Raw genomic sequence first — 25,608 nt, 5'->3', positions numbered from 1 at the left:
AATGAACGATCTAATGCTACCCACATCGACCTGAAGATCAAGAATCAAGGTGAGCTGATGTTGAACACGCCCCACCCGGCACGCGCCACGATCGTCGATGTCGCGCGAGCCGCCGGAGTCTCCCGCCAGACCGTGAGCAATGCGATCAACAGCCCCGAACGGGTCAGCCCCGACACCCTCTCGAGAGTGCTCCAGGTCGTCGAGGAGCTGAACTACCGCCCCTCCAGCGCCGCCCGCACGCTGCGCCACCAGCGGGCGGGCGCGGTGGGCACCGAGCTCAACGCGGTCACCGGCACCCCGAGCGACGTGGCCCTGCCCTTCCTCACCGCGCTGACCCTCGCCGCCCCGGGCCACGCCTGCCATATGGTGCCCTTCGCCTCCCGAGAGGCGTTCCCGATGCTCAGCGGCTACCAGGACATGGTCCGGCGACGCCTGGTCGACGCCTTCGTGCTCACCGACACCCACCCCGCCGATCCGCGCCCCGACTGGCTGGAGCAGGCCGGCATCCCCTATGCCTCCTTCGGGCGGATCTATGACGACTCCTCGCGAGTGTGGTGGGCCGACGTCGACGGTTCCGCCGGCACGAGCGCCGCCGTCGCGCACCTGGCCGAGACCGGGTTCCGCACCGTGGGCTTCCTGGGCTGGCCCGCCGGCTCCGCGGTCGGTGACGACCGCCGGCTCGGCTGGCTCGCAGGTGTCGAACAGCATGGCCTCGCCCTGGGCCCGGAGGCGGCTGCCCCGCAGTCGCTGAGGCAGGCGATCAGCGCCGCAGAGCGGCTGCTGGATGGCCTTGCGGTCGGGGACGCCATCGTCTGCGCCTCCGACGTGCTCGCCCTCGGAGTCCAGCAGGCAGCCCTGGCGCGAGGCTGGCGGCCCGGACGCGACATCGGCATCACCGGCTTCGACGGCTCGGCCACGGCCCAGCTGCACGGCATCTCGACCCTGGTCCAGCCGCTGGATGAGATCGCCGAACACCTGCTGACCCTCGTGCATGACCAGCTCGCCGGCGCCCCCGCTCCCACCCGGGGCGCACTGTTCCTCCCGACCCTCACTGTTGGTGCCAGCACCGTCACCACATCAACGAAAGGCACACCATGAAGAACCAGAAGAACCAGAAGAACCGCCTCGCCGCACCCTTCGCGGTGGGACTCCTCAGCGCCCTCGCGCTCACCGCCTGCGGCGGCGACGGCTTCGATGACCAGGACACCGGCGACGCCGAGGAGGCCACCTCCGCCGAAGGCGAAGCCAGCCTGGTGATGCTGATCGCCTCCTCCGGCGAGGCCGAGACCGCCGCAGTGGAAGAGGCCGCGGCAGAGTGGGCCGAGGCCTCGGGCAACGAGGTGGAGGTCCGGGTGGCCGCCGACATGAACCAGGAGCTGGCCCAGGGCTTCGCCGGCGGCAACCCGCCGGACATCTTCTACCTCGACGCGGCCCAGGTCGCGCAGCAGGCCTCGGACGGGAACCTCCACGCCTACGAGGCGCAGGACAACGAGGACTACTTCCCCGCCCTGCAGGAGGCCTTCACCTATGAGGACACCCAGTGGTGTGCGCCCAAGGACTTCTCCACCCTGGGGCTGCAGATCAACACCGAGAAGTGGGAGGCCGCCGGTCTGACCGACGAGGACATCCCCACCACCTACGAGGAGCTCGCCCAGGTCGCCGAGACCCTCACCGAGGGCGACACCACCGGCCTGGTCTTCTCACCCGGCGTGGACCGGGTCGGCGCCTTCGTGGTCGGCAACGGCGGATGGTGGCTCAACGAGGACGCCACCGAGCCCACCGGCACCAGCGAGGAGGTCCTGGCAGGTCTGGAGTACGTCAAGGAGAACATCGCCGAGGGCAGCTTCGCCTATGCCGGGGACGTCGACGCCGGCTGGGGTGGGGAGGCCTTCGGCACCGAGCGCGCCGCGATGACCATCGAGGGCAACTGGATCCGCGGCGCCATGAGCAACGACTACCCGGACGTCGACTACACCGTCGCCGAGCTCCCCGAGGGCTCGGCAGGACCGGGCACCCTGCTGTTCAGCCAGTGCTGGGGCGTCGCAGCCGACTCCGAGGCGCAGACTCAGGCCGTCGACCTGGTGAACCACCTCTCCACACCGGAGCAGCAGCTGGAGTTCGCGGAGGCCTTCGGCGTGATGCCCTCGCGCCAGGCCGCGACCGAGGACTATTCCTCGGCCTTCCCCGAGGACGCACCGTTCATCGCCGGCGGCGACTACGGCCGCGGCCCGGTCAACGCCCCGGACATGACCCAGGTGGTGGCGGATCTGAACTCGCAGCTCGAGGGCATCGGCAGCGCAGACCTGCAGCAGATGATGGAGAGCTTCGACTCCAACGCCTCGGCGGTGCTGGAGCAGTGAGAACTCGAGACCCACAGCGCCAGCAGGGCGCGGGGTGGCTCTTCGTCAGCCCGGCCATCCTGGTGCTGGGCGTGTTCCTCGTCGCGCCGATCGGCATGGCGCTGTGGGTCTCGCTCAGCGACTGGAGCGGCAGCGGCAGCCCCATCTCGCGTGATGTGAACTTCATCGGCACGGAGAACTACAACGCGCTGCTCGCGGATCCCGGTCTGGCCCGCCAGGACCTGATGATCTCCTTCCGCAACACCTTCTATTACGTCCTGGGCGTCGTGCCGCTGCAGACCATCCTGGCGCTGAGCCTTGCGGTGCTGCTGAACAACCGGTTCCTGAAGGGCCGCACGTTCTTCCGCACCGCCTTCTACTTCCCCTCGGTGGTCTCCTCGGTCGCCATCTCGCTGCTGTTCCTGTTCCTCTTCGCCGGCAGCGGGGCGATCAACAACGTGCTGGGCTGGTTCGGGGTCAACGGCCCCAACTGGTTCCAGGACTCTCGCGGCCTGATCCACATCTTCGGCGACGCCGTCGGACTGTGGAGCCTGGCTGCCCCGCCCTCCTGGATGACCGAGCCCTCGGTCATGGGGCTCTCCTTTTGGGAGTGGTTCTCCGGGCCCTCGGTGGCGCTGAGCGCGATCATGATGCAGGTCATCTGGACCACCGCCGGGACCTTCATGCTGCTCTTCCTCGCGGGTCTGCAGGACCTGCCGGTGGAGGTCGAGGAGGCGGCGATGGTCGACGGCGCCAATAAGTGGCAGCGCTTCATGAACGTCACGGTGCCGCATCTGCGCCCGACCATCCTGCTGGTGGTGACCCTGGGCTTCATCGGGACCTGGCAGGTCTTCGATCAGATGTATGTCATGACCCAGGGCGGGCCCGCCAAGACCACCCTGACCCCGGCGTATCTGTCCTACCAGGCGGCCTTCACCAATGGTGACTGGGGCCAGGGTGCGGCCATCGCCTTCATCCTCTTCGCGATCATCTTCATCCTGACCACGACCCAGCGCTGGCTGATGCGCGATAAGGACGTCTCGGCCCAGAAGCGCGCCGATCGCGGCGTGCGACGGCGGCAGCGGAGCCGCCGGACCCGAGCGATCGTCGAAGAGACCCAGCGAAAGGCGCAGAGCTCATGAGTGCACTCAGCAAGGACGACCGCACCCCGATCCGGCCCGTGGTGGCCGCGGTGGGGGAGGGCAGGCCCTCTCGGGGGAAGAAGTTCTGGTTCTACGGGATGCTGATCTTCTTCGCGCTGCTCTACATCTATCCCTTCATCATCCAGCTGGTCACCTCGTTCAAGACCGACCCGGATGCGACCGGCAACGCGCTCTCGCTGACCCCCGACCCCTTCACCACCGGGGCGTGGGAGACGCTGTTCAGCTCCAACTATCCGACCTGGTTCACCAACAGTGTGATCGTCACGCTCTGCGTCACCCTCGGGCGGGTGTTCTTCTGCTCCCTCGCCGGCTACGCGCTGGCCCGGCTGAAGTTCACCGGACGGATCGCGCTGTTCACTGGTCTGCTCGCGGTCATGGCAGTCCCCGGGATCGTGCTGCTGATCCCGAAGTTCCTGATCCTGAACTACGTCGGGATTTACAACACCTACCCGGCGCTGATCGTGCCGCTGATGATCGACGCCGCGGGCATCTTCATCATGAAGCAGTTCTTCGAGACCATCCCGGAATCGGTGGAGGAGGCGGCGCGGATCGACGGGGCCAGCACCTTCAGGACCTTCTGGTCGGTGGTGCTGCCGATGGCCAAGCCGGCGCTGATCACCCTGACCATCCTGTCCTTCCAGGGGTCCTGGAACGAGCTGGGACACTTCATCGTGGCCACCAACGATCCAGACCTCTACACGCTGACCCGCGGCGTCGCCGGCTTCACCACCGGAGGGCTGGGCTCGGGGAACCAATATCCGGTGGCGATGGCGGCGGCGCTGCTGATGACCATCCCGACGGCGCTGGTGTTCATCGTGTTCCAGCGCTACTTCACCCAGGGGGCGAACGCCGGAGCGGAGAAGGGCTGAGCTCCGGCCCGGTGGCCGCTGTCCCGGTGGTCCCGGCCCCGGCCCTGAATAGACTGTCCCCATGACTCAGAGCACCAGAGATCCCGCCGGCGTCGTGCGCGCCAAGCGGCTGCCCCGGGAACAGCGCCGGACCCAGCTGCTGGAGTGCGCGCTGCAGGTCTTCGTGGCCCGGGGATATCACGGCGCGTCGATGGATGACATTGCCGAGATCGCCCAGGTCTCCAAGCCGGTGCTCTACCAGCATTTCCCCGGCAAGCACGAGCTGTTCCTGGGACTGCTGGACACCCACCTGGGCGCCCTGGAGCATGAGCTCACCCAGGCGCTGTCGACCTGTGAGAACAACAAGGACCGGGTGCAGGCCACCATGGGGGCCTTCTACGAGTTCATCTCCCGCAAGGACGAGGCCTACCGGCTGGTCTTCACCTCGGGCATGGACAACGACGAAGAGGTCGAGGACCGGCTCGAGCGATTCCACGACGACATGGCCGGCGCGATCGCCGAGGTCATCGCCGATGACACCGGACAGCCGATGGCCGAGGCCACGATGCTGGGCCACGGCCTCATCGGCATGGCGCTCTCCGCGGCCCGGCACTGGAGCCGGCTCTCCGAGCGCCCGGACCGTGAGGTCTCCGCCCAGCTGACCGCACGTTTGGCTTGGCGCGGAATCTCGGGCTTCCCGAAAGAGTCTGAAAGCGCAGACAGCGCAAGGTAGGTAGACTCGGGGGCAGGTAAATCCGCCCGCTTCTCTGCACGCTCCCGCATCCGGGCAGCTGCGGAACTCTTCGAAGTGGGCGCAGCCCATAGATTCAAGGAGTTGGCATGGAAGTACGTATCGGCATTCAGCACGTCTCTCGCGAGATCGTCATCGAGACCGACGCCAAGCCCGAAGAGATCGAGCAGGCCGTGGCCACCGCCATCGAAGGCTCACAGTCGCTGCTCAGCCTGGAAGACCGCCGCGGCAAGAAGATCGTCGTGCCCGTCGCGTCCATCGGCTATGTGGAGATCGGCTCCGACACCAAACAGACCGTGGGCTTCGCAGCCGCGGTCGCCTAATGAAAGTACCTATGACTGAACAGACCACCGAGTCCTCAGCCGCCGAGATTGACGACAACATCTCCGCCGTTGACCCCGAGCTCGTCGAGGCCGTCGAAGCCTCCAGCCTCACCTTCGCAGACTTCAACGTGCGCCCCGAGATCGTCGAGGCCCTGGCCGCCAAGGGGATCACCACCCCCTTCCCGATCCAGGCGGAGACCCTGCCGATCGCGCTGGGCGGCTACGACATCATCGGCCAGGCCAAGACCGGCACCGGCAAGACCCTGGGCTTCGGCATCCCCGCCATCCAGCGGGTGACCAGCCCCGACGACGCCGGCTATGACGAGCTCCCGGCCCCCGGAGCGCCCCAGGCGCTGATCGTGGCCCCCACGCGCGAGCTCGCCGTGCAGGTGGCCTCCGACATCAAGGTCGCCGCGGCACGCCGCGGCATCCGCGTGGCCACCATCTACGGCGGCCGCGCCTACGAGCCGCAGATCGAAGAGCTGGACCGCGGCGTCGAGATCGTCGTGGGCACCCCCGGCCGGCTGATCGACCTGCACCGGCAGCGCCACCTGAAGCTGAAGAACGTCAACATCGTGGTCCTCGACGAGGCCGACGAGATGCTCGACCTCGGCTTCCTCCCCGACGTGGAGACCCTGCTCTCCGCCGTCCCGGAGGTCGGTCGCCAGACCATGCTGTTCTCCGCCACCATGCCCGGCCCGGTGGTCGCCATGGCGCGCCGCTACATGTCCAAGCCCACGCACATCTCCGCGGCGGATCCGCTGGACGAGGGCATCACCAAGAAGGACATCCGGCAGCTGGTCTACCGCGCGCACCACCTGGACAAGGACGAGGTCATCGCCCGCCTGCTCCAGGCCGAGGGCCGCGGTCGCACCATCGTGTTCACCCGGACCAAGCGCCAGGCCGATCGGCTCTCCGCGGAGCTGCAGTCCCGCGGCTTCGCCGCCGGCGCGATCCACGGCGACCTGGGCCAGGGTGCCCGCGAGCAGGCGCTGCGCGCCTTCCGCAACGAAAAGATCGACGTGCTGGTCGCCACCGACGTCGCCGCCCGCGGCATCGACGTCACCGACATCACCCACGTCATCAACCTCACCGCTCCCGATGATGAGAAGGCCTATCTGCACCGGGTGGGCCGCACCGGCCGCGCGGGCAAGACCGGCATCGCGGTGACCTTCGTGGACTGGGAGGACATGCCCAAGTGGAAGCTCATCGACAAGGCCCTCGGCCTGGGCATCCCGGAGCCCATCGAGACCTACTCCTCCTCGCCGCACCTCTACGAGGACCTCGACATCCCCAAGGGCACCAAGGGGCGCCTGCCCCGGCATAAGCGCTCCAAGGCCGGCCTGGACGCCGAGGAGCTCGAGGACCTGGGCGGTCCCGAGAAGCGGAAGTCCAGCGGCGGACGCGGTGACCGCGACGGCGGGCGAGGAGGACGCGACGGCGGACGCGGCGGTGACCGCGACGGCGGCCGTGGCGGACGCGATCGCGACTCCTCACGCGGCGGACGCTCCGGCGGCCGGGACTCCGGCCGCGGTCGTGACCGCAGCGAGAGCACCGGTCAGGACTCCGCAGCCGAGGGCGCAGCCGCTCCGCGCAGCCGCAACCGTCGCCGCACCCGCGGCGGCGAGGACGCCGGCTCCGCAGCCCAGCAGACGCAGCAGGGTCAGCCTGCCGCCTCTGCTGCGTCCTCTGAGGGTTCAGACTCCGCCACCCAGCCCAGGCGGCGGCGTCGTCGTCGCGGCGGCTCCGGGTCCGGCGGCGAGAACACCTCCAGCGAGAGCTGAACGGCAACGATGTGAGTGCCGGGGAGAGTGCTGCGGCGCGCAGCCGCGGCTTCGACCCCGCCGGTGGTTCGCAGGTGCTCGAGGGGGAGAACCTCGAGCTCCTGCCGGACCTGCCCGACGGTGCCTTCACCGTGATCTACCTGGACCCGCCCTTCAACACCGGGCGGGCCCAGCGGGCCACCAAGACCACCAACACCCGGCGCCCCGACGGTGAGGGCAACCGGGTGGGCTTCGCCGGACGCAGCTACGACACGGTTCGCCGTGCGCTGGCCGAATACGACGACTCCTTCACCGACTACTGGGAGTTCCTCGAGCCCCGGCTGCTCCAGGCCTGGCGGCTGCTCGCCGATGAGGGCACCCTCTACCTGCACCTGGACTACCGCGAGGTGCACTACGCCAAGGTCCTGTGCGACGCGATCTTCGGGCGGGAGTGCTTCCTCAACGAGATCATCTGGGCGTATGACTACGGCGGGCGCACCAAGAAGCGCTGGCCCACCAAGCACGACACCATCCTGGTCTATGTGAAGAACCCCGCGGGCTACATCTTCAACGCCGAGGCCGTGGATCGCGAGCCGTATATGGCACCGGGCCTGGTCACCGCCGAGAAGGTCGCGCTGGGCAAGCTGCCCACCGATGTCTGGTGGCACACCATCGTCTCGCCCACCGGCCGGGAGAAGACCGGCTACCCCACCCAGAAGCCGGTGGGGCTGGTGCGCCGTATGGTCCAGGCCTCCTCGAACCCGGGGGACTGGGTGCTCGACTTCTTCGCCGGCTCCGGGACCCTGGGCGCGGTGGCCGTGGAGACCGGACGTCGCTTCATCTGCATCGATTCCTCCCCGCAGGCCATGGATGTGATGGAGAATCGTCTGGGCGAGCATGCGCAGGTCCACCGACAGGCATTGATGGAGGCGTCATGATTGAATTTCGGCAGGTCACCAAGACCTACCCGGACGGGACCGCTGCGGTCCAGGACTTCAGCCTCACCGTGCCCTCGCACACCACCACGGTGCTCCTGGGCTCCTCCGGCTGCGGGAAGACCACGCTGCTGCGCATGGTCAACCGGATGGTGGAACCCAGCACCGGCGCTGTGCTCATCGATGATGAAGACGTGGCCCAGGCCGAACCGGTCGCGCTGCGCCGCCGCATCGGCTACGTGATGCAGCATTCCGGGCTGCTGCCGCACCGCCGGGTCATCGACAACATCGCCACCGTGCCCCGGCTCAACGGCGCCTCCCGCGCCGACGCCCGGGCCCGCGGCTACGAGCTGATGGAGGTGGTCGGCCTCGACGCCTCGCTCGGCGTGCGCTACCCGGGCCAGCTCTCCGGCGGCCAGCAGCAGCGCGTCGGCGTCGCCCGCGGACTCGCCAGCGACCCCAACATCCTGCTCATGGACGAGCCCTTCGGCGCCGTGGACCCGCTGGTGCGCGTGGAGCTGCAGCGCGAGCTCTCCCGGGTCCAGGCGGAGCTGAAGAAGACCATCATCTTCGTCACCCACGACATCGACGAGGCGCTGACCCTGGGGGACCAGATCGTGGTGCTCAAGGCCGGCGGCGAGGTCGCCGCGGCGGGCACCCCGGCCGAGCTGGTGCAGAACCAGCAGGACGAGTTCGTCTCCCGCTTCCTGGGCCTGGACTCGGGCCGGCGGTCACTCACCGCGGCCACGGCCGACGACGGCGGCTGGCTGATCTCCGACGCCCAGGGCCGGCCCCTGGGCCTGGTGGACTCCCAGCCCGAGCCTGCACGATCCAACGGCGTCCGGACCAGCGCTGACCAGACCAACGCTGACCAGACCAACCCTTCCCAGCACCCATGACCTGGATCCTGGACAACCTCCCGCGGATCGGGGAGCTGACCCTGGCGCACCTGGCGCTGAGCCTGCCCGCGGTGATCATCGCGTTCGTGCTCTCGATCCCGCTGGCCTGGGGCGCGAACCGAGTGCGGGTGCTGCGCGAACCGGTGCTCACCGGCACCGGGCTGCTCTACGCGGTGCCCTCGCTGCCGCTGTTCATCCTGCTGCCCGCGCTGATCGGCACCTCGGTGCGCGACCCGCTCAACGTGGTCATCGCGCTCTCGATCTTCGGCCTGGCCCTGATGGTGCGCTCCGCCGCAGAAGCGCTGGACGCGGTCACCGACGACGTGCGCACCTCCGCCACCGCGATCGGGTTCTCCGGGGTCGGACGCTTCTTCACCGTGGAGCTCCCGCTCGCCGGTCCCGCCCTGCTCGCCGGGGTGCGCGTGGTCTGCGTGAGCTCGATCAGCCTGGTCTCGGTCAGCGCCGTGCTCGGGGTCAGCTCGCTGGGCTCGCTGTTCACCGACGGGTTCGCCCGGGACATCATCGGCTCCATCGTGGCCGGGATCCTGATGACCGTGGTGCTCGCGCTGATCTGTGACCTGCTGCTGGTCCTGGCCGGGCGGATGCTGATGCCCTGGCAGCAGACCCGTCGTCGTCGTCCGCTGCTGGCCCGGTCTCGGGAGGTCGCGGCATGAGCAACATCCTCGAGGCGCTGAACTGGCTGCTCACCGCTGACGCCTGGACCGGACCCGGCGGGCTCTGGGTGCGCTCCCTGGAGCATCTCGCCTACACGCTGATCGCGCTGGGCATCTCTGCGGTGATCGCGCTGCCGCTGGGCCTGGCGATCGGGCACACCCGCAAGGGCCGCGGCATCGCGATCGTGGCCACCGGCGCGGCCCGCGCGCTGCCCACGCTGGGCCTGCTGACCCTGGTGGCGCTGGTCACCGGCATCGGGCTCACGGCACCCATGGTGGCGCTGGTGGTCCTGGCGGCACCCTCGGTGCTGGCCGGCGCCTACGCCGGGGTGGAATCGGTGAACCAGGCCACCGTGGACGCCGCCCGCGCCCAGGGGATGAACGGCTGGCAGGTCCTCACCCGGGTGGAGATCCCGCTGGGCCTGCCGCTGATCTTGAGCGGTCTGCGGCTCGCCGCGCTGCAGATCATCGCCACCGCGACGCTCGCCGCCTATGTCGGTGCCGGAGGGCTCGGACGGCAGCTGTTCCTGGGGCTGCAGACCTACGACTATTCGGTGATGCTCGGCGCCTCACTGGTGGTGATCCTGCTCGCGATCCTGGTGGACACCGCCTTTGGACTCACCCAGCGGCTGCTGCGCCGGGTCCCTGGACTTGCCGGGCCGGGAAAGGCCCCCAGCACCGGCACTCGTTCGCGCAGAGTCCGGGCGAATATGACTGCGAACTGATCACACTCCGTCAGAGAGCTGAAGTTTCTGCGAAGATTTCTCCCGAGGACAAGTTGCCGCCGAAGTCGGAGCTGCCGAGAGAAAGAGGACGACTATGAAGACCACCGGACTTTTGGTCACAGGAACGATCGCCGCTCTGGCACTGAGCAGCTGCGGCGGCGGAGACCCGCTCGCCGACGGCGATGACGCAGAGGCTGAGCAGGGCGAGGCCCTGGTGATCGGATCCCAGCAGTACTACTCGAACACGATCATCGCGGAGCTCTACGCCCAGGCGCTGGAGGCCGAGGGCATCGAGGTGGAACGAGAGTTCGACATCGGCCAGCGCGAGGTCTACGTCTCGGAGATCGAATCCGGGGCCATCGACATCTTCCCCGAGTACGCGGGCAACTTCCTGCAGTACTACGACGAGGAGGCCGAGGCGGCGACCCTGGAGGAGATCACCGCCGCGCTGGAGGAGACCCTGCCCGAGGGCCTGCGGGTGCTGGAACCCGCCGAGGCCACCGACCAGGACAGCTTCGTGGTCACCGCCGAGTTCGCCGAGGAGAACGACCTCACCGAGATCTCCGACCTGGCCGGGATCGAAGATCTGCGCATCGCGGCGAACTCCGAGTTCGAGACCCGCCCCTATGGCCCCGAAGGGCTCCAGGACGTCTACGGCGTGGAGATCAGCGTGGTCACGGTGCAGGACTCCGGCGGGCCGCTGACCGTGGACGCGCTGGTGAGCGGGGACGTGGAGGTCGCCGACATCTACAGCGCCGATCCGAACATCGAGACCGAGAACCTCGTGGTGCTTGAGGATCCCGAGGAGCTGGTGCTCCCGCAGAACGTGCTCCCGGTGGTCTCCGAACGGGTCGACGAGGCCGCAGCCGCGGTGCTCGACGAGGTCAACGCCGCGCTGACCAGCGAAGAGCTGATCTCGCTGAACACCCAGAGCGTCGACGAGCAGGCCGATGCCTCCGACGTCGCCGCCGACTGGCTCAGCGAACAGGGCCTGGACTGACCTGACCCGGAGGAGATCCCCTCTCGGGCATGAAAAATCGTAGACCTGGGGTGAATCGTAGGGCTTGAGCTCTACGACAAACCCACAGGTCTACGATTTTTCTGCTTCGGGGGAGGGGCCGGCTCAGCCGGCGCGGCGGATGTCGAGGTCGCGCACGGCGTCGATGCGTTCGATCGCGAACTCGCCGGGGCGGTGATGCTGACAGAACCCGCCGGCGGGGACCTTGGTGAGGTAGCTGGCCATCTGGGCGAGCTCCGCGGCGGAGAACTCCTCGGCGCGCCGACGCTTCGCCGGGGAGGTGCGGGTGGTCTCTTCGCGCGCCGTGACCTCGATGCCATGCAGGTCCTGGAGCGCACGCACGTAATCCTCGGTGCGCCCTGCGGCGGCCATCTCACGGGCCCGCACCGTGGGGGTGTGCAACATCTTGCGCACGATCCGGCGCACCGCGAACTCCACCTCCTCGGTGGCTCCGGTGCAGCCGTGCTGCCTGCGGACCCGGTCCATCTCCTCGTCCAGCAGCGACTGGGTGTGCCGGCGCAGCGCGACGATGGCGTCATCAGCGGTGCGCTCGCGACGTTCGGTGAGGTAGCTCTCCACCGCCGAGCGCACGACGTCGCGCGCCTCCTGCACCGAGTCCTCGGTCTCTCCGGGAGCGGCCATCTTCACCGATTCCAGGGTGATCAGATCCACCCCAGCGAGTTCTGCGACGTCGGGATCGAAGTCATGGGAGAGGGCGAGATCGATGACGGTCAGCGGCTTCAGCCGGGCGGCGTCCCCGGTGAGTCCGGCCAGGTTCTCGACCTCTTTGGCGGTGATCCGGCGATTGCCGCCGGAGCAGCCGATGATCACATCGGCCTCGCGGAAGGCGGCGGGGAGTTCCTGCATCTGCAGCGCCCGGGCACCGCCGGCGCGTTCGGCCACGAAGTCCTCGGCGCGCCCGGAGCCGGAGAAGACCCCGATATCGGTGACCCCACGCTCGACCAGCTGGGCCAGCGAGGTCCCGGAATAGGCCCCGGTGCCGATCAGCACGACCTTGGCACCGGGGAAGAAGGCGGGGCCGTCGCCGCGCATGTCCCCGGCGATATCCAGGGCCACCGAGACGATGGAGCGTCCGCGGGAGCCCAGCGCGGTGCGGGTGCCGACGTCCTTGGCGGTCCGCGAGGCGGTCTCGAAGAGTTTGGTCAGGCTTCCGGAGATGGTGCCGGCGTGCTGGGCGTCGGCCAGGGACTTGCGCACCTGGCCCGCGATCTCGCGCTCACCGATGACCGCGGAGTCCAGACCGGCACCGACCTCGAAGAGGTGCGAGACGGCGTCGTCCTCCACCAGGGTGCGGAAGGAGCGCCCGACCAGCTCACGGTCCAGCCCGGAGGTCTCGGCCACGACATCGAGCAGCCGCTCCCGGGTGCTCTGGACATCATCATGGGATCCACCGACGGACTCGGCGTAGATCTCCATCCGGTTACAGGTGGCCAGCGTCACGGCAGGCATGTGCACGGACCCGGCCAGCTCGGCCGCTCCTGCGCTGAGAGTGCCCACCGTCTCGAGGTCCAGCTCCGAGTGGGTGGCAACGAGAGAAATAAGTACCACGACGTCATTGATTCTACAGCGGGTCGAACTGTGCCGCGGAAAAGTGGAGAATGTGGCATATGACTTCTGGATCTTTCGCCGGCATGGCCGCGTCCTCTCCGGCCACCGGCTCCGTGACCGCCATCCCGCGGGCAGCCGTACGTTCCCAGGCTTCCACGGCGCAGCTGCCGCAGGACCACCCGCTGCTCACCGGGCTCACCGCCGACTCTGCATTGCTGAACCAGTATCGCGGCGGACGTAACAGTGCGGGAGAGATCACACGTCCGCACCGCCGCCCGGTGTGGTTCATGCGCCAGGCGGGCCGTTCCCTGCCCGAGTACCGGGCGCTGCGCGAGGGCACCACGATGCTGGACAGCTGCCTGGATCCGGCGCTGGCCTCCGAGATCACGCTGCAGCCGGTGCGCCGACACGACGTGGACGCGGCGATCTTCTTCTCCGACATCGTCATCCCGCTGCGCCTGGCCGGGATCGACGTCGAGATCCAGCCCGGGGTCGGCCCGGTGCTGGGCTCCCCGGTGCGCACCCGCGCCGACGTCGAGGCGCTGCCCACGCTCGACGACGCCGCCTTCGCGCCGATCACCGAGGCGGTCAGGCGCACCGTGGCCGAGCTGGGCTCCACCCCGCTGATCGGCTTCGCCGGCGCCCCGTTCACCCTGGCCGCCTACATGGTGGAGGGCAGGCCCTCCCGGGACCACCTCGGCCCGCGCACCATGATGCACGCGGATCCCGAGACCTGGCACGCCCTGGCCTCCTGGGCGGCCGAGGTCTCCGGCCGGTTCATGCGCGCCCAGCTGATGGCCGGCGCCTCCGCCGCGCAGCTCTTCGACTCCTGGGCCGGCTCGCTGAGCCGCGAGGACTACGCCCGGCACGTGCTGCGCCACTCCGCCGAAGCCTTCACCCACGTCAAGGACCTCGGAGGCACCACGCCCGAGGGCCACCGGGTCACCGCCCCGCTGATCCACTTCGGCACCGGCACCGGGGAGATCCTGGACCTGCTGCGCGCGGCCGGCGCCGACGTCGTCGGCGTGGACTACCGGCTTAACCTGGCAGAGGCCACCCGCCGGGTCGGGGCCGAGACCCCGCTGCAGGGCAATATCGACCCGGCGCTGCTGTCAGCGGACTGGCCCACGCTGGAGAAGCATGTCCGCGAGATCATCGCGGCCGGCTCCGGCGCGGCGGGGCACGTGCTCAACCTCGGCCACGGGGTGCCTCCGGAGACCGACCCGGAGGTGCTCACCCGTGTGGTCAGCCTGATCCACGAGATCGGCTACAGGGACTGAGTGCTGCCTGGATGAACGTCCCGACCAATGTCCCGATCGACGTCCCGGCAGGCTCGCCGACCAGAGTCCCGGCAGGCGCCCCGATCGACGCCCCCGAAGGCTTGCCGACCAACGCCCCGGCAGGCGCCCCGGCAGGCTTGCCGGGCGGGCTGCCGCATGTCGCCGTGGTCGGCGGAGGCATCGCCGGGCTGATCGCCGCCTGGGATCTGGCCCGCGCCGGAGCCACGGTGACGCTCTACGAGGCCGGAGACCGGCTGGGCGGGGCGATCGGAGCCCACGAGATGGGCGGGGTCGCCTACGACGCCGGAGCCGAGGCCTTCGCGACCCGCTCCCCGGTGGTGCCGAAGCTGCTGCAGGAACTGGGTCTCCACGAACAGGTGGTGGCTCCGCAGCACTCCGCGGCCTGGCTGCAGCTGCCGGATCTGGCGGCCCCGCTGCCGGCCACCGGGATCTTGGGCATCCCCGCCGATCCGATGGCCCCGGATGTTGTGGCGATCCTGGGCGAGGCCGAGGCGCGCCGCGCCGCGCAGGACCTCACCGCCTCCATGGAGCCCTGGGTGCAGGCCGAGGCCGCCCGATCCGGGCAGATCACGCTGGGCGAGGTGGTCCGGGACCGGATGGGCCAGGCCGTGCTGGACCGGCTGGTCACCCCGATCGTCTCCGGGGTGCATTCGGCCGACCCGGATGACCTGGACATGAACAACGCCGCCCCCGGACTCTTCGAGGCGATGCTGCGCGAGGGCTCGCTGGCCCGGGCCGTGGCCCTGGTGAAGTCCAAGGCCCCGCCCGGCTCCGCGGTGAACTCGCTGCACGGCGGGCTCAACCGGTTGGTCGGCGCCCTGGAGGCGGAGCTGGTCCAGCTCGGCGTGGAGATCCGGCTCAACACCGAGGTCACCGACCTGGCCGCGCTGATCACCGGCGAGGACCCGGATCATGTGATCCTCGCCCTGGACGCCCCCGCCGCGGTGCAGCTGGTCGGATCCGTGGTCGACCTCAGTGGACTGGACCTCACCGGCCTGACCCCCGATGGTGCTCAGGAGGCCCCGGGTGGTCTGCCGGAGGCCGCCGGGCCGGAGCAGCAGGCCGCCGCGCAGGACCGCGGCGTCGCCCTGGTCTCGATGATCCTCGACGCCCCGGAGCTCGATGACCACCCGCGCGGCACCGGGGTGCTGGTGGCGCCGCAGGTGGAAGACATCGCGGCCAAGGCGATGACGCACATCAGCTCCAAATGGGAATGGGCGGACACCGCCGTGACCCACGCCCACGGGCCCGGCCACCACGTGGTGCGCCTGTCCTACGGACGGGTCGGGCCGCGGCACCAGGAGGCGCTGGGCGCGGAGTCCAGCGACGAGCAGCTGCTCGACGCCGCAGCGGCCGACGTCGGCGCACTCTTCGGGATCCCCATCGAGGCGGACCAGATCCTCGAGGCCAGCGTGATCCGCTGGCGCAAGGCGCTGCCGCAGAGCTCCGCCGGGCACGCCGAACGGATCACCGCGCTGCGCGAACGCCTCACCGAGGCCTCGGCCGCGTCGCCGGCCAAGGAGACCACCGCAGTGCAGCCCGCGGGGGAGCGACGGCCTGGGCTGCACATGATCGGGGCCTGGTTCGCTGGCACCGGGCTGGCCCGGGTGGTGCCCGACGCGCGGGCCGCCGCCGTGACGATCCTGCGCACCTCCCGCTGAGCCCGCCGCACCGGTCACCACGGGGTGAGCGGTCCGTCACTTTTTTCGACGTCATGTAGAAAACCGTGGAAGACCGGGCGATAAGCTGGATGCGGGAGATCACCACTAGGCCCCGCACGGACGATCAATGCTGATGGAGGCATCTGTGAGCTACGGCAGCAACGCTCAGCGCACGCCCGAAGAGGTCAACACCTCGGGCAAGGACTGGTTCACCCTCTACACCGTCTTCGCACGGACCGGGCCTGCCCCACAGGGCGCCGACGTGGAGGTCGAGTTCGATGAGCTCGCCGGAACGTTCGCCGACCAAGAGGTCAGCTTCCGCGGCACCTATGACGTCTCCGCCATGCGCGACGAGGCCGACATCCTCACCTGGGTCACCGGTCCCTCCGCCGAGGACCTGCAGGCCGCGGTGCGCCGCATCCGCCGCACCGCGATGTTCTCCCAGACCCGGATCGCGTTCTCCGCCATGGGCGTGCACCGCACCGCCGAGTTCGCCCGCAGCCACGTCCCGGCCTACGCCCTCGGGGTGCCCCCGGAGGACTGGCTGGTCATCTATCCGTTCAACCGTTCCTATGACTGGTACCTGCTGGACCCGGCCAAGCGCGGGAAGATGCTGCGCGAACACGGCCTGCTCGGTCAGGAGTTCCCCTCGGTGCTGGCCAACACCACCTCCGCGTTCGCGCTGAACGACTGGGAGTGGCTGCTCGCCCTGGAGGCGCCGAAGCTCACCGACCTGGTGGACATGATGCGCAAGCTGCGCGAGTCCGAGACCCGGTATCACGTGCGTGACGAGATTCCCTTCTATACCGGCCGCCGCCTGAAGGCCGCGTCGGAGATCGCTGAGGTCCTGCTGTGACGATCACCCCAGACAACACCGAATCGGCCGAGGGCACCGAGAACACCGGGCCGGCCCACCCGACCGAGACCTCCGATCACCCCACCGAGGAGCAGGCCGCCTCGGCGGTGGCGGACTCCTCGCAGGCCACGCCCACCCCGGGCACCGAGACCTCGCCCGAGGCCGCCGAGGTGCCGGCCCCGCTGCCGGTGGACTACGCCGAGGGCTCCACCAAGGATGAGCCGGGCAACTATGACGCGATCCTGCTCGCCTCCTTCGGCGGTCCCGAGGGTCAGGACGACGTGCTCCCGTTCCTGCGCAATGTGACCCGCGGTCGCGGGATCCCGGATGAGCGGCTCGAAGAGGTCGCCACCCACTACCGCGCCAACGGTGGGATCAGCCCGATCAACGAGCAGAACCGGGACCTCAAGGCCGCGCTGGAGGCCGAGGTCGCCTCCCGGCAGCTGGACATCCCGATCTACTGGGGCAACCGCAACTGGAACCCCTTCTTCACCGAGACCTTCCGCGAGATGCACGCAGCCGGACACCGCCGGATCCTGGCGCTGGTCACCTCCGCGTACAACGGCTACTCCTCCTGCGGGCAGTACCGCGAGGACTTCTCGCTGACCCTGGACGAGACCGGACTGCGCGAGGAGATGAGCGTGGTGAAGGTCCGCCAGTACTTCATGGACAAGGCGTTCATCGACCCGTTCAAGGACGCCCTAGCCGCTGGCATCGCCGATGTCCGGGCGCAGCTGGAGCAGGCAGGCAAGGCCGAGGCGCAGCCCAAGATCGTCTTCGTCACGCACTCCATCCCCAGCCGCAACGCCGAGGCCATGGGCCCGGACCGGGTGATCGAGGAATACGGCACCGACGTCTACTCGGCCGAGCACCTCGCCGTCGCGCGCCACCTGATGGCCAGCGTCCCCGAGGCCGAGGGTCTGGAGCACTCCCTGACCTTCCAGTCCCGCTCCGGCAGCCCGAAGACCCCGTGGCTGGAGCCCGACATCAACGACGCCCTCACCGAGGATGCCGAGGCCGGCGTCGCCGGTGTGGTGGTGATGCCCATCGGCTTCGTCTCCGACCATATGGAGGTGCTCTGGGACCTCGACACCGAGGCCAAGGACACCGCCGCGGAGCTCGGCCTGGCCTACCACCGCGCCGCGACCCCGGGCATCCAGGAGAAGTTCGTCTCCGGACTCGTCGACGTGCTCAGTGAGTACCTCCAGGGCGTCAACGGCGAGCCCGTGGGCTTCGGCGAGCAGGTCGTGCCCGGCAAGTGGTCCGGCATCTGCGGACCCTGCAACTGCACCCGCTTCCGCAAGGACGTCCAGAGGAGCTAGATGGCGACATTCACCGTAGGCACCCGCGGCAGCAAGCTCGCACTGACCCAGACGACGACGGCGGCCGAGGCGCTCGCCTCCCACGCCGAGGCAGGCTACGAGCTGGTCACGGTCAAGACCGAGGGCGATGTCCTGACCGGACCGCTCGCGCAGATGGGCGGCACCGGGGTGTTCGCCTCCGCGCTGCGCCAGGCGCTGTTCGACAAGACCTGCGACGTGGCGGTGCATTCGCTCAAGGATCTGCCCGCCAAGGACCTCGAGGGGCTCGCGATCGCCTCGGTGCCCTCCCGGGAGGACGTGCGCGACGCGCTGTGCTCCGCCGATGATGTGCCCCTTGCCCAGCTGCCGCAGGGCGCGAAGGTGGGCACCGGGTCCCCGCGCCGCGCCGCCCAGCTGCGCGCCGCACGGCCTGATCTGGAGATCGTGGACATCCGCGGCAACGTGGGCACCCGGCTGGCCCGGGTCCGCGGGCACGGGTCTGCTGCCGAGGCCTCGCCGCAGGCGCCGAATGCCGCCCGAGGTGACCTGGACGCCGTCGTGCTCGCCGGGGCCGGTCTGAAGCGGCTCGGCCTGGAGCATCACATCGCCGAACTGATCCCCACCGAGGTGATGCTGCCCGCCCCCGGCCAGGGGGCTTTGGCAGTGGAGGTCCGCGCCGAGGACGCCGAGCCCACCGCGCCGCTAGGCATGGCGCTGGCGCTCTACGACGACATTCCCACCCGGCTGGAGACCTCAGCGGAACGGGGAATGCTGGCCCGGCTCAACGCCGGATGCTCGGCGCCGATCGGCGGACTCGCCCGCTACGACGACAACCCCGACGGCGGCGCCACCCTGCGCCTGGACTCGGTGATCTGCGCCCCCGACGGGACCAGGACGCAGCGCGCCGGAGCCGAGATCTCGATCGAGGCCGGGGCGGATCGTCGGGTCTCGGTGGAGCGCGCGATCCAGCTCGGGACTCAGGTCGCCGAGCAGCTGCTCGCCGAGGACTTCGGGCTGCTCAAACACGTGGTGGACGCCTGATTCTCTGACCATTCGTTCTTGTCGAGCGTTGGATTCCTCACCCTCATGTGTTCTAGGGTCGAGGGAACCCTTAATAGGTGAACCAAATTCTGTGGCACAGAATTCGCTTTGCTGAGAAATTCCCTGGACAGCTCGAGGGCGTAGAGGAGACCGGATATGCGCAACCCCGCAGCGCCATTTGGAGCACGAGGAAGAGCACGAGCCTCGACCATTTCGTTGCTTGTCGGATCGGCCCTGCTTCTCGGATGCAGCACCGATTCCGGCGCGGGCGCGGCCCAGGGGCCGAGCTTTGACAGCGTGGAGGGGCTCTATGACGCCGTGGACGAGGTGCTGCAGTGCCCGGTCTTTGAGAACAACGGCGTGCAGATCGCGCTCCCTGACAACGGTTTTCTGGACGGCCTCACCTGTGGCGAGGGAATGGTGATGGCCTGGTCCGAGGATGCCGACACGATCGAGGAAGCTCGCGAGATGATGACCGAATCCTCGGAATCACGGCCGGCGGTGCAGGGACCCGGCTGGTTCGTGGTGGACGCGGAGGATGCCGTACCCGCAGACTCCGGGGACGGCCCCGAACCGTTCCAGCCGAACTCACGCGATCTCAATGCCCTGGCCGAGGAGCTCGGCGCCGAGTACACCGAGTACTGAGGTCCCAGGTGTCAACGATCACCACCCTTTTTCGCGCCTGAGGACACATCGAACTGCGCGATCGGTCCTCACGCCCTCACACCTCAGGCTCGCGCGTCCGGCCCGACCCAGAGGCACATCCTCGCTGGGGGTGGATGGGGGCCTACGGCCGCTCGGAACCACTCCCGCTCACCGGGCGTCACCCATGTCGTGACTCATTGCACCTGGCGCGTGGGGTCCCACACTTCTTGGTGGCGGTGAGCGAACTCAGCGAAGCTCCTGGGGGCTCGGCCCAGCACGTGGGAAAGATCTGTGCTGATGCCGTCAGCTCGGCCGAGACGGGCGGCGGTGTAGATCGCGATGGTCAGACACACCATGCCCCAGGGCATGCCCAGTCGCTTTCTGGCATGGAGGCCGTAACGCAGAGCACCGGGCCGGGAATATCGCACCGGCCTGCCGAGCTCCGCCGTGAGGATCTCGGCGACCTGGGTGTAGCTCAGCGCCTCATCTCCGGTGATCGTCCATGCCAGGTTCTTGTGCTCCGCGGGACTGAGCAATGCGGCGGCTGCGACGGCACCGACGTCCTCGGCGTCGACGAAGGAGGTCCTCCCGTGCCCGGCCGGAACCATGATCTCTTCACGGTCGCGGATGTCCGAGACGTGGGTGGTGGAGAGATTCTGATGGAAGAAGGACGCCCGCACGAACGTCCAGGACACTCCTGAGGCCCTCAACCACCTCTCGATCTCAGCATGAGGCACCACCGGGTTCCGTTCCGCCCCCTGCAGGGACAGGAACACGATCTGCGAGAGGCCAAGTTCCCGAGCGTGTTCGAGCGCGGGAATCATCTGCGTCTTGGGTCTTCCCAGCTGTGGTGGTCGCAGCAAGAACATCCCTCGCACCCCGGTGAAGGCACCCCGCCACGTGGCTTCGTCCGTGAAGTCCAGGGCCACCGCCTCGACCCTGTCGCCGAATGCCGCCTGGACCGACTCCACGGATCTTCCCGCGGCGCGCACCCGAACACCGGCCTGAAGAAGCCGCTCGACCACGGCACGGCCGACATTGCCTGTCGCGCCGGAGACGAGTATCGGTTCCGCTGTCATGGGAGGTGCCTTTCGAGTCATGTGTCCTCTGAAGTCTCCCCGCGCGCCTCGTTGAGGCCTGGCACGGGGTACACACCTGCGGTCACCATTGTCCACGGACTCTTCTCGGTAAGCTGGCAACATGCGCATCGCCCTGACCCGAGACCCCGCACAGGCGGGCCCATTGGAAGCGGGTCTGCGCGCGTCTGGGCTCCAGGTCCGGTTCCTCCCGGTCACCGAGCAGCGACTCCCCGCGGACACCGCCGAGCTGAACACGGCGCTCGCCCGGCTTTCCCGGGGTGACTTCTCCTGGGTGCTGTTCACCAGCGCCAACACGGTCCGAGCCCTGGTGAAGCTGGGCTGGGACGGCTCGCTTCCGACGCAGACCCGCGTCGGCGTCGTCGGCCCCGGCACCGCCCGGGTGCTGCGCACGCATACCGGCATCACCGACCCGTGGATGCCCTCAGGGGAGACGAGCGCCGCCGGGATGATCCAGGAGATCCCCGAGCCGACCCCCGATGCGAGCACCTCGCTGTTGCTGCCGCAGTCGGCGCAGGCCCGGTCCGAGCTCCGCGAGGGCCTGAGTGCCATCGGCTGGCAGGTCACCCAGGTCAGCGCCTATGAGACCAGCTCTCTGGTGGTGGACGGGGTTCTGGTCGCCGGAGATCCGCAGCGGCGACTGCTGCCGCAGCCGGTGGCCGAGGACCTCCTGGACCTGGACCAGCTCGCCGCCGACCTGCGTCGCGACCGGCTCAGCCATGTAGACCCCACGGTGCTGCTGGTCACCAGTTCTTCGGCGGCCGACGGGCTCGCCGACCTCGGGCTCCCGGAGCGGGTCCGAGTGCTGGCCATCGGAAGGCCCACCGCGAAGACCCTCGGCCGCCGCGGCATCCCCACCTCCGGTGTTCTCTCTGAGCCGAGCGCCGACGCTGTGATGGCCGCCCTCGGTCGCTGAGAACTAGACTGTCCGGCGGCGACACGTTCACCGCTGCCCTTCCGAGAAGGCCAGCTCGAGCGCACCGACCGCCGTCCCCCGGATCACCAGGAGCCGCACGTGAGTTTCCCCGAACAGCGCCCCCGCCGGATGCGCCGCAGCCCCGCCATGCGCCGGATGGTGGCCGAGACCCGGCTGCACCCGGCCGACCTTATCCTGCCGGTCTTCGTCCGCGAGGGCCTCGCCGAACCGGTGCCGATCAGCTCCATGCCCGGCGTCTTCCAGCACACCGAAGCCTCGCTGCTCAACGCCGCCGAGCAGGCCCGCGACCTCGGACTGGCCGGGATCATGCTCTTCGGCATCCCCGCTACCCGCGACGCCCAGGGCAGTGCCGGCCTGGACCCGCAGGGGATCCTGAACCGCTCCATCCGCGCCGTGAAGGACCGGGTCGGCGATGACCTGGTCGTGATGAGCGACCTGTGCCTGGACGAGTTCACCGATCACGGGCACTGCGGGCTCGTGGACGAGACCGGCGAGGTGGACAACGACGCCACACTGGAGGTCTACGCCGAGATGGGCGTGGCCCAGGCCGCGGCGGGCGCCGACGTCGTCGCCCCCTCGGGCATGATGGACGGCCAGGTCGCGGTGATCCGGCAGGCCCTGGATGAGGCCGGACACCAGCACGTGCCGATCCTCGCCTACGCCGCGAAATACGCCTCCGGCTTCTACGGCCCGTTCCGCGAGGCTGTGGACTCGCAGCTGACCGGGGACCGCAAGCAGTACCAGATGGACGCCCCGAACCGCACCGAGGCGCTGCGCGAGGTGGAGCTCGACCTCGCCGAGGGCGCCGACATGGTGATGGTCAAGCCGGCCAGCGCCTACCTGGACATCCTTTCGGACACCGCCGCGATCAGCGACGTCCCGGTCTCGGCCTACCAGGTCTCCGGGGAGTACGCGATGATCGAGGCCGCCGCCGCCAACGGGTGGATCGACCGGCGCACCGTGATCACCGAATCGCTGATCGCGATCCGCCGTGCGGGCGCGACCAACGTGCTGACCTACTACGCCGCCGAGGTGGCCGGATGGCTGCGCGAGGAGCTCGCCAGCACGCGGGCGCCGGTGGCGCCGATGCCCCCGTCTCACCGGGCTCCTGCCGCGTCCAGCGCGAACACCCCGGTGCACCCGCCGATCCAGCCGCACACGACCGCGGCCCCGGCAGGAGCTGACGCTGCGACACCGGCTGAGTCACCGGCGGAGACCAACGCACCGGCGGAGAACCGCCCGCCGCGCGAACCCACCGACGAACCCCGCACCGACGCCGGCTTCCCGCCGGTCAGCTGAAAGGACCCTGCTCCGCGATGACCACGAACCAGGAACTCTTCGACACCGCCCGCGAGATCATGCCCGGGGGAGTGAACTCCCCGGTCCGCGCCTTCGGCTCGGTGGGCGGCACCCCGGCGTTCATGGTCTCCGCCGACGGGCCCTACCTCACCGACGCCGAGGGCACCCAGTACGTGGACCTGGTCGGCTCTTGGGGGCCCGCGCTGCTCGGGCATAAGCACCCTGCGGTGATCAAAGCCGTGCACGATGCGGTGGACGCCGGACTCGGCTTCGGCACCTCCCACCCCTCCGAGGCGCGGCTCGCCGAGCTGGTCCGCGGCAGGGTCCCCGGCGCGGAGATGATCCGAATGGTCTCCACCGGCACCGAAGCCACCATGACCGCCATCCGGCTGGCCCGCGGGGTCACCGGGCGCAACATCGTGGTGAAGTTCGCCGGCTGCTATCACGGGCACTCCGACGGGCTGCTCGCCGCCGCCGGCTCCGGGGTGGCCACGCTGGGGCTGCCGGGCTCCGCCGGGGTCACCGAGGCGCAGGCCTCCGAGACCATCGTGGTGGAATACAACGACCGCGCCGCCCTGGAAGCCGTCTTCGCCGAGCACGGCGAGCACATCGCCGCGGTGATCACCGAAGCTACCCCGGCCAACATGGGCGTGGTGGTCCCGGAAGCCGGCTTCAACGGCTTCATCCGCGAGATCACCCAGCGCCACGGGGCCCTGATGATCTTCGACGAGGTGATGACCGGATTCCGGATCACCGAGGCCGGCTACTGGGGCGCCTCCGGGCGGGTCGAGGGCTGGGAGCCGGACCTGTTCACCTTCGGCAAGGTCATCGGCGGCGGACTCCCCACGGCCGCGCTGGCCGGTCGCCGCGAGGTCATGGAGCACCTGGCGCCCACCGGCCCGGTCTATCACGCAGGCACGCTCTCGGGGAACCCGGTCGCGATGGCCGCCGGGGTGGCCACCCTGGAACACGCCACCGCGGGGGTCTACGCGCACGTCGATGAAAAGGCCCAGATCGTGGCCGATGCGCTCACCGCCGCGCTGAGCGAGGCCGGGGTGGATCACACGCTGCAGAAGGTCGGCTCGCTGTTCTCGGTGGCCTTCGGCACCTCAGCCACCGGGGTGCACAACTACGCCCACGCCCAGGCCCAGGAGAGCTTCCGCTACGGGCCGTTCTTCCACGCGATGCTCGACGCCGGGGTCTACCTGCCGCCGAGCGTCTTCGAGGCCTGGTTCCTGTCCTCAGCCCACGACGACGCCGCGATCGGCCGCATCCTGGATGCACTGCCTTCCGCCGCGAAGGCCGCCGCGCAGGCGCAGCCCTGAGGGTTCAGGTCTGAGGGGTCAGGTTCAAGGGGGTCAGAGGCTGGTCACGCGACCCTGGGGTTGATCATCGTCATCCCCGGGGTCGCGGACCGCTGCATCGCTGGCAAGAGGCTGGCGGCTTCCTGCAGTCCGACCACGCGTTCGATGAGGTCCTGCGGGCGCAGCGCGCCGCTCGCGATCAGGGCCAGCATCCCGGGATAGTCGGCGGCGGCCATGCCGTGGCTGCCTAACAGATCCAGCTCCCAGGCGATCGCGCGGGCCATCGGGACCTGGGAGAGACCGGTCTCGGTGGGCAGCAGCCCGATCTGCACATGCCGTCCTCGGCGGCGCAGGCTCAGGACGGCGGCCGTACAGGTCTGTTCGCTGCCCACGGCGTCCACCGAGACGTCGCTGCCCTCACCGGTGATCACCCGAACGGCATCGGGGACGTCGCGCCCATCGGCGAGGATCACGTGATCGGCGCCGAGGTCCTTCGCGGCCTGCAGCGCGTCGGGGCTGCGGTCCACCGCGACCACCTGGGCGCCGAGCGCCTTCGCGATCATCACCGCGCTCAAGCCGACCCCGCCGGCACCCACCACGGTGACCCATTCCCCTGTATGCACCGCGGCACGTGCGGTCAGCGCACGGTAGGCGGTGGCGAAGCGGCAGCCCAACGCCGCCGCGGCCTCGAAGGAGACGGCCTCCGGGATGGCGACAAGGTTGGTGTCCGCGGCATGCAGGGCCACGTGCTCCGCGAAGGATCCGTCATGGGTGAAGCCGGGCTGCTGCTGGTTCGGGCACACCTGGGCGTTGCCGTTGCGGCACCAGTCACAGGAGCCGCAGCCACAGACGAAGGGCACCGTCACCCGATCACCCACCGAGAAGTGCTGCACCCCGGGGTCCACCGCGGAGATGACCCCGGCGAGCTCATGGCCGGGCACATGGGGCAGGGTGAGCTCCTCGTGTCCGGCCCATGCGTGCCAGTCGCTGCCGCACAGGCCGGTGGCATGGACCTCCACGACCACCCCGCCCGGCGGTGGGGTGGGGTCGGGCACCTCTCGGACCTCTAAGGGGCCTGCGATCTCATCCATCACCAGTGCGCGCATGAGACCGAACTTTACCGAAGACCGACTCGCCGCACCTGCCCCATCTGTGGGGC

General features: G+C 69.4%; 22 protein-coding genes and 2 pseudogenes. 21 read left to right on the top strand and 3 right to left on the bottom strand.

All coding sequences use genetic code 11. The annotated features are described in order from the left end of the window. Nucleotides 1–57: 57 nt before the first annotated feature. The 12 genes from I2487_RS01870 (at nt 58) to I2487_RS01815 (ending at nt 11,420) form a co-directional block, all read left to right on the top strand. The gene (locus I2487_RS01870) at nt 58–1,098 is read left to right on the top strand and encodes a LacI family DNA-binding transcriptional regulator (RefSeq protein ID WP_207170549.1); all 1,041 of its coding nucleotides are present in this window, start codon (nt 58–60) and stop codon (nt 1,096–1,098) included. Continuing rightward, entirely contained in the window at nt 1,095–2,360 is a 1,266-nt protein-coding gene (locus I2487_RS01865) for a sugar ABC transporter substrate-binding protein (protein WP_207170550.1), read from the top strand. Before I2487_RS01870 ends, I2487_RS01865 begins: the two co-directional genes overlap by 4 nt. Continuing rightward, the gene (locus I2487_RS01860) at nt 2,357–3,481 is read left to right on the top strand and encodes a carbohydrate ABC transporter permease (RefSeq protein ID WP_345941300.1); all 1,125 of its coding nucleotides are present in this window, start codon (nt 2,357–2,359) and stop codon (nt 3,479–3,481) included. Before I2487_RS01865 ends, I2487_RS01860 begins: the two co-directional genes overlap by 4 nt. A 98-nt stretch (nt 3,482–3,579) precedes the next feature. Continuing rightward, a complete protein-coding gene (locus tag I2487_RS01855; protein ID WP_255545856.1) occupies nt 3,580–4,371 on the top strand; it encodes a carbohydrate ABC transporter permease in 792 nt (263 codons plus the stop codon). A gap of 61 nt (nt 4,372–4,432) precedes the next feature. Continuing rightward, nucleotides 4,433–5,083, top strand: coding sequence for a TetR/AcrR family transcriptional regulator (locus I2487_RS01850; protein ID WP_207170552.1), 651 nt, complete (start codon nt 4,433–4,435; stop codon nt 5,081–5,083). 107 nt (nt 5,084–5,190) lie between these two features. Further along, nucleotides 5,191–5,424 carry a DUF3107 domain-containing protein gene (locus I2487_RS01845; protein ID WP_207170553.1) on the top strand — a complete coding sequence of 78 codons (234 nt, stop codon included), beginning with the start codon at nt 5,191–5,193 and terminating at the stop codon, nt 5,422–5,424. Between the two features lie 11 nt (nt 5,425–5,435). After that, the gene (locus tag I2487_RS01840) at nt 5,436–7,208 is read left to right on the top strand and encodes a DEAD/DEAH box helicase (RefSeq protein WP_207170554.1); all 1,773 of its coding nucleotides are present in this window, start codon (nt 5,436–5,438) and stop codon (nt 7,206–7,208) included. Nucleotides 7,209–7,219: 11 nt separating this feature from the next. Further along, the gene (locus tag I2487_RS01835; protein WP_207170555.1) at nt 7,220–8,125 is read left to right on the top strand and encodes a DNA-methyltransferase; all 906 of its coding nucleotides are present in this window, start codon (nt 7,220–7,222) and stop codon (nt 8,123–8,125) included. Continuing rightward, a complete protein-coding gene (locus I2487_RS01830) occupies nt 8,122–9,021 on the top strand; it encodes an ABC transporter ATP-binding protein (protein WP_207170556.1) in 900 nt (299 codons plus the stop codon). Before I2487_RS01835 ends, I2487_RS01830 begins: the two co-directional genes overlap by 4 nt. Further along, a complete protein-coding gene (locus tag I2487_RS01825) occupies nt 9,018–9,695 on the top strand; it encodes an ABC transporter permease (protein WP_207170557.1) in 678 nt (225 codons plus the stop codon). The genes I2487_RS01830 and I2487_RS01825 overlap by 4 nt, the downstream gene beginning before the upstream one ends. After that, entirely contained in the window at nt 9,692–10,420 is a 729-nt protein-coding gene (locus tag I2487_RS01820) for an ABC transporter permease (protein ID WP_207170558.1), read from the top strand. The genes I2487_RS01825 and I2487_RS01820 overlap by 4 nt, the downstream gene beginning before the upstream one ends. 94 nt (nt 10,421–10,514) lie before the next feature. Next, the gene (locus I2487_RS01815; protein WP_207170559.1) at nt 10,515–11,420 is read left to right on the top strand and encodes a glycine betaine ABC transporter substrate-binding protein; all 906 of its coding nucleotides are present in this window, start codon (nt 10,515–10,517) and stop codon (nt 11,418–11,420) included. 288 nt (nt 11,421–11,708) lie between these two features. On the opposite strand, the pseudogene I2487_RS01810 reads toward I2487_RS01815, so the two are convergent. Next, nucleotides 11,709–13,007 (bottom strand): annotated as a pseudogene (locus I2487_RS01810) (glutamyl-tRNA reductase); the annotation flags it as partial. A gap of 59 nt (nt 13,008–13,066) precedes the next feature. On the opposite strand from I2487_RS01810, the gene hemE reads away from it, so the two are divergent. The 6 genes from hemE to I2487_RS01780 all read left to right on the top strand — a co-directional run bounded on the left by hemE (nt 13,067) and on the right by I2487_RS01780 (nt 19,812). Beyond that, nucleotides 13,067–14,287, top strand: coding sequence for a uroporphyrinogen decarboxylase (hemE, locus tag I2487_RS01805; RefSeq protein WP_207170560.1), 1,221 nt, complete (start codon nt 13,067–13,069; stop codon nt 14,285–14,287). A gap of 11 nt (nt 14,288–14,298) precedes the next feature. Further along, entirely contained in the window at nt 14,299–15,969 is a 1,671-nt protein-coding gene (hemG, locus tag I2487_RS01800; RefSeq protein ID WP_207170561.1) for a protoporphyrinogen oxidase, read from the top strand. Nucleotides 15,970–16,102: 133 nt separating this feature from the next. Then, nucleotides 16,103–16,825 carry a hydrogen peroxide-dependent heme synthase gene (gene hemQ, locus I2487_RS01795; protein WP_255545846.1) on the top strand — a complete coding sequence of 241 codons (723 nt, stop codon included), beginning with the start codon at nt 16,103–16,105 and terminating at the stop codon, nt 16,823–16,825. Beyond that, on the top strand, nt 16,822–18,147 hold the full coding sequence (locus I2487_RS01790) for a ferrochelatase (protein ID WP_518523686.1): 1,326 nt from the start codon (nt 16,822–16,824) through the stop codon (nt 18,145–18,147). Before hemQ ends, I2487_RS01790 begins: the two co-directional genes overlap by 4 nt. Next, complete coding sequence (gene hemC, locus I2487_RS01785) at nt 18,148–19,167, top strand: hydroxymethylbilane synthase (protein ID WP_207170563.1); 1,020 nt, start codon at nt 18,148–18,150, stop codon at nt 19,165–19,167. Between the two features lie 216 nt (nt 19,168–19,383). Beyond that, nucleotides 19,384–19,812: a hypothetical protein gene (locus I2487_RS01780; RefSeq protein ID WP_207170564.1), complete on the top strand. Its 429-nt coding sequence runs from the start codon at nt 19,384–19,386 to the stop codon at nt 19,810–19,812. 194 nt (nt 19,813–20,006) lie between these two features. Here I2487_RS01780 and I2487_RS01775 read toward each other — a convergent pair whose 3' ends face one another. Further along, nucleotides 20,007–20,891 carry an NmrA family NAD(P)-binding protein gene (locus tag I2487_RS01775; protein WP_207170565.1) on the bottom strand — a complete coding sequence of 295 codons (885 nt, stop codon included), beginning with the start codon at nt 20,889–20,891 and terminating at the stop codon, nt 20,007–20,009. 121 nt (nt 20,892–21,012) lie between these two features. Here I2487_RS01775 and I2487_RS01770 point away from each other — a divergent pair, with 121 nt between their 5' ends. The 3 genes and pseudogenes from I2487_RS01770 (at nt 21,013) to hemL (ending at nt 24,470) form a co-directional block, all read left to right on the top strand. Then, a complete protein-coding gene (locus I2487_RS01770) occupies nt 21,013–21,825 on the top strand; it encodes a uroporphyrinogen-III synthase (RefSeq protein ID WP_207170566.1) in 813 nt (270 codons plus the stop codon). A gap of 99 nt (nt 21,826–21,924) precedes the next feature. Beyond that, nucleotides 21,925–22,899, top strand: a pseudogene (gene hemB, locus I2487_RS01765) (porphobilinogen synthase); the annotation flags it as partial. A gap of 263 nt (nt 22,900–23,162) precedes the next feature. Next, nucleotides 23,163–24,470 carry a glutamate-1-semialdehyde 2,1-aminomutase gene (hemL, locus tag I2487_RS01760; RefSeq protein WP_207170567.1) on the top strand — a complete coding sequence of 436 codons (1,308 nt, stop codon included), beginning with the start codon at nt 23,163–23,165 and terminating at the stop codon, nt 24,468–24,470. Nucleotides 24,471–24,514: 44 nt separating this feature from the next. Here hemL and I2487_RS01755 read toward each other — a convergent pair whose 3' ends face one another. Next, nucleotides 24,515–25,555 (bottom strand): zinc-dependent alcohol dehydrogenase family protein, encoded by a 1,041-nt coding sequence (locus I2487_RS01755; protein ID WP_207170568.1) that lies wholly within the window; start codon nt 25,553–25,555, stop codon nt 24,515–24,517. Nucleotides 25,556–25,608: the final 53 nt, after the last annotated feature.

The organism is Nesterenkonia sp. E16_10 (assembly GCF_017347085.1).
Lineage (GTDB): Bacteria > Actinomycetota > Actinomycetes > Actinomycetales > Micrococcaceae > Nesterenkonia.
The sequence above is the reverse complement of the archived record's forward strand: the minus strand, read 5'-3'. Positions and strand labels throughout refer to the sequence as shown.

Excerpts from the sequence above, each read along its gene's own strand:
- hemG (WP_207170561.1), top strand. The coding sequence starts at position 14,299 with ATGAACGTCCCGACCAATGTCCCGATCGACGTCCCGGCAGGCTCGCCG.
- I2487_RS01855 (WP_255545856.1), top strand. The coding sequence starts at position 3,580 with ATGCTGATCTTCTTCGCGCTGCTCTACATCTATCCCTTCATCATCCAG.
- I2487_RS01775 (WP_207170565.1), bottom strand. The coding sequence starts at position 20,891 with ATGACAGCGGAACCGATACTCGTCTCCGGCGCGACAGGCAATGTCGGC.
- I2487_RS01850 (WP_207170552.1), top strand. The coding sequence starts at position 4,433 with ATGACTCAGAGCACCAGAGATCCCGCCGGCGTCGTGCGCGCCAAGCGG.
- hemL (WP_207170567.1), top strand. The coding sequence starts at position 23,163 with ATGACCACGAACCAGGAACTCTTCGACACCGCCCGCGAGATCATGCCC.
- I2487_RS01845 (WP_207170553.1), top strand. The coding sequence starts at position 5,191 with ATGGAAGTACGTATCGGCATTCAGCACGTCTCTCGCGAGATCGTCATC.
- I2487_RS01755 (WP_207170568.1), bottom strand. The coding sequence starts at position 25,555 with ATGCGCGCACTGGTGATGGATGAGATCGCAGGCCCCTTAGAGGTCCGA.
- I2487_RS01770 (WP_207170566.1), top strand. The coding sequence starts at position 21,013 with ATGCGCATCGCCCTGACCCGAGACCCCGCACAGGCGGGCCCATTGGAA.
- I2487_RS01840 (WP_207170554.1), top strand. The coding sequence starts at position 5,436 with ATGACTGAACAGACCACCGAGTCCTCAGCCGCCGAGATTGACGACAAC.
- I2487_RS01830 (WP_207170556.1), top strand. The coding sequence starts at position 8,122 with ATGATTGAATTTCGGCAGGTCACCAAGACCTACCCGGACGGGACCGCT.
- I2487_RS01820 (WP_207170558.1), top strand. The coding sequence starts at position 9,692 with ATGAGCAACATCCTCGAGGCGCTGAACTGGCTGCTCACCGCTGACGCC.
- hemC (WP_207170563.1), top strand. The coding sequence starts at position 18,148 with ATGGCGACATTCACCGTAGGCACCCGCGGCAGCAAGCTCGCACTGACC.
- hemQ (WP_255545846.1), top strand. The coding sequence starts at position 16,103 with ATGGAGGCATCTGTGAGCTACGGCAGCAACGCTCAGCGCACGCCCGAA.
- I2487_RS01870 (WP_207170549.1), top strand. The coding sequence starts at position 58 with ATGTTGAACACGCCCCACCCGGCACGCGCCACGATCGTCGATGTCGCG.
- hemE (WP_207170560.1), top strand. The coding sequence starts at position 13,067 with ATGACTTCTGGATCTTTCGCCGGCATGGCCGCGTCCTCTCCGGCCACC.
- I2487_RS01825 (WP_207170557.1), top strand. The coding sequence starts at position 9,018 with ATGACCTGGATCCTGGACAACCTCCCGCGGATCGGGGAGCTGACCCTG.
- I2487_RS01865 (WP_207170550.1), top strand. The coding sequence starts at position 1,095 with ATGAAGAACCAGAAGAACCAGAAGAACCGCCTCGCCGCACCCTTCGCG.
- I2487_RS01815 (WP_207170559.1), top strand. The coding sequence starts at position 10,515 with ATGAAGACCACCGGACTTTTGGTCACAGGAACGATCGCCGCTCTGGCA.